General features: G+C 44.4%; 1 protein-coding gene. It reads left to right on the top strand.

Annotated features, from left to right (window positions below; translation table 11 throughout):
- Positions 1–218 precede the first annotated feature (218 nt).
- Positions 219–1,400, top strand: a 1,182-nt coding sequence (locus tag ACWA6V_RS08095) for a 2-isopropylmalate synthase (RefSeq protein ID WP_449522005.1), incomplete at its 3' end; no start/stop codon positions are given.

Below are 1,400 nucleotides of genomic sequence, written 5' to 3'. Positions count from 1 at the left end.
CAAGCTTCTAATACTAAAAACGCCCTCCAGGTAACTGCAGGGCGTTTTTTTATGCGAAATTTTACTTCGGATACGACTTTTCAATTTTCAGCTCTTACAACCATATTTTTATTGATCTTTGTCTGCATGAATAAACCCCATAGCTTACGCAAAGACTTTAATGCGTTTTAATAGTGCTATTGATCTATAATTGGTCAAATTTTTCCGAGCTAATGTATATGACTCAAAAAGATAAGCTTGTTATTTTCGATACTACTTTGCGTGACGGAGAGCAAAGCCCCGGTGCATCTATGACCCGCGATGAGAAAGTGCGTATCGCAAAGATGCTGGAAAAAATGCATGTTGATGTTATTGAAGCAGGTTTTGCAATTGCGAGCCAAGGAGATTTTGAGTCGGTTCGTGCTGTGGCTGAAGTTATTAAAGATTCAACTGTGTGCAGTTTGGCGCGTGCGATAAAGGGCGATATTGAGCGCGCTGGCGAAGCAATAAAACCTGCAAACTCTGGCCGTATCCACACTTTTATTGCAACGTCACCGATTCATATGAAATACAAGCTGCAAATGGAGCCTCCCAAAGTATTAGAGCAGGCGGTGGCGGCGATTAAATTAGCACGGCAATTTACCGATGATGTTGAGTTCTCCCTCGAAGATGCTAGCCGTTCAGAATTCGATTTTATGTGTCGCATTATTGAGTCGGTAATTGATGCGGGCGCTCGCACAATCAATATACCGGACACTGTTGGCTACGGTGAACCAGGTGAATACGGATTGTTGTTTCGCCGTTTGATTGAGGCAATTCCCAACTCAGATAAGGCTATTTTTTCTACCCACTGCCATAACGATCTCGGTCTTGCCGTTGCCAATTCACTATCTGCCGTTATGCACGGTGCGCGACAAGTTGAATGCACGATAAATGGTCTGGGTGAGCGCGCTGGCAACGCAGCGCTTGAAGAAATTGTGATGGCGGTTAAAACGCGCAAGGATTTAATGCCCGTTGAAACCCGTATCGATATCAGCCACATAGTGCCGACCTCCCGTTTGGTTTCCAGTATTACCGGCTTTCCTGTTCAGCCCAATAAAGCCATTGTTGGCGCTAATGCCTTTGCACATGAATCGGGCATTCATCAGGATGGTATTTTAAAACATCGTGAAACTTATGAAATCATGCGTGCAGAAGATGTGGGCTGGAATACAAATAAGCTGGTGCTGGGAAAACATTCCGGGCGTGCGGCGGTAAAAGCGCGTTTTGAAGCACTGGGGATTAGCTTTGCCGACATTGATGCACTCAATGCTGCGTTCGTAAAATTCAAAGATCTTGCCGATAAAAAGCATGAAATTTTTGATGAAGATTTGCAGGCGCTGGTCAGCGACACACAAGCACATGCCTTAGTTGTTTTATAT

This window comes from Cellvibrio sp. (genome assembly GCF_053579595.1).
This window is presented reverse-complemented; position numbering and strand designations above follow the sequence as displayed.